This window comes from Rhodospirillum sp. A1_3_36, from assembly GCF_047263945.1.
Classification (GTDB): domain Bacteria; phylum Pseudomonadota; class Alphaproteobacteria; order Rhodospirillales; family Rhodospirillaceae; genus Rhodospirillum.
Genome location: NZ_JBLAVB010000087.1, coordinates 1 through 1,317 on the forward strand (window position 1 = coordinate 1; position 1,317 = coordinate 1,317).

At 60.7% G+C, this 1,317-nt stretch carries 1 protein-coding gene; it reads left to right on the forward strand.

Annotation, left to right across the window (positions count from 1 at the left end; all coding sequences use genetic code 11):
* The first annotated feature begins 58 nt into the window (after nt 1-58).
* Nucleotides 59-1,282, forward strand: coding sequence for an IS256 family transposase (locus tag ACLIRY_RS27065; RefSeq protein WP_413208520.1), 1,224 nt, complete (start codon nt 59-61; stop codon nt 1,280-1,282).
* The last annotated feature ends 35 nt before the right edge of the window (nt 1,283-1,317 follow it).

Below are 1,317 nucleotides of genomic sequence, written 5' to 3' on the forward strand. Positions count from 1 at the left end.
GAGAGTGTGCGGAATTCTGTGCCCCAGCGTGGTAATCCCCTCCTGAGGAGACCCACCGATGAGCATAGACAAAGCCCTACTGGATCAATTGATGGAAGGCCGGGCGCCGGGCGACCTGTTCGGCAAGGACGGCATTCTGTCGGAGTTGACGAAAGCGCTGGCGGAGCGGGCGCTGAGCACGGAACTCGACACGCACCTCGATGAGGAACGCACAGCCAAGCCTGATGGCGGGGCCGGGCGCCCGGCCAATCGCCGTAACGGCGCCAGTCAAAAGACAGTGACGACGGACACCGGCAAGGTGGTCCTGGATATTCCCCGTGATCGCAACGGCACCTTTGATCCCTTGCTGATCGGCAAATATCAGCGGCGCTTTCCGGAATTTGATCGCAAGATCGTGAGCCTGTATGCGCGGGGTATGACGACCCGGGAAATTCAGGGGCATATCGAGGAGATCTACGGTTTCGAGGCCTCTCCCAGCCTGATCTCGGCGGTGACCGAGACGGTCATGGAGGAAGTCACCGCCTGGCAGAACCGGCCCCTGGAACCCTGCTATCCAGTGGTATTCATGGACGCGATCCGGGTCAATATCCGGGACGACGGCGTGGTCTCGAACAAGGCCGTTTTTGTCGCCCTGGCCATCCTGCCCGACGGAACGCGTGACGTTCTGGGCCTGTGGTTCCAGGCCAACGAAGGGGCGAAATTCTGGGCCAAGGTTCTGAATGATTTGAGGAATCGGGGCGTCCAAGACATCCTGATCGCTGTCATTGACGGGCTCAAGGGATTCCCCCAGGCCATTGAGGCGGCGTTTCCGCGAACCCAGATCCAGACCTGCGTGGTCCACCTGTTGCGCCATTCCATGAGTTTTGCCAGCTACAAGGACCGCAAGGCCGTCGCCACGGCCCTCAAGGCGATCTATACCGCCGTTGACGCCGTGGCCGCGGAGGCGGCCCTGAGCGCCTTTGAGGACAGCGATTTGGCGGCGCGCTACCCCGCCATCGCGCCCAGTTGGCGCCGAGCCTGGACCGAGGTCATCCCGTTTCTCGACTATCCGCCAGAAGTGCGCAGGCTGATCTACACCACGAACGCCATCGAGGCGCTGAACTCAAAAATTCGGCGTGCCGTCAGGACCCGGGGCCATTTTCCCAGCGATGACGCGGCCGCGAAGTTGATCTATCTGGCACTCAATGCTACCAGCACTGAGTGGAAACGAGGTGTCCGAGAATGGCATGCCGTTAAAAGCCAACTGGTCATAATGTTCGAAGACCGTTTCCCCCTGGCGTAACTTTCACGCTGGGGCACAGAATTCCGCACACTCTC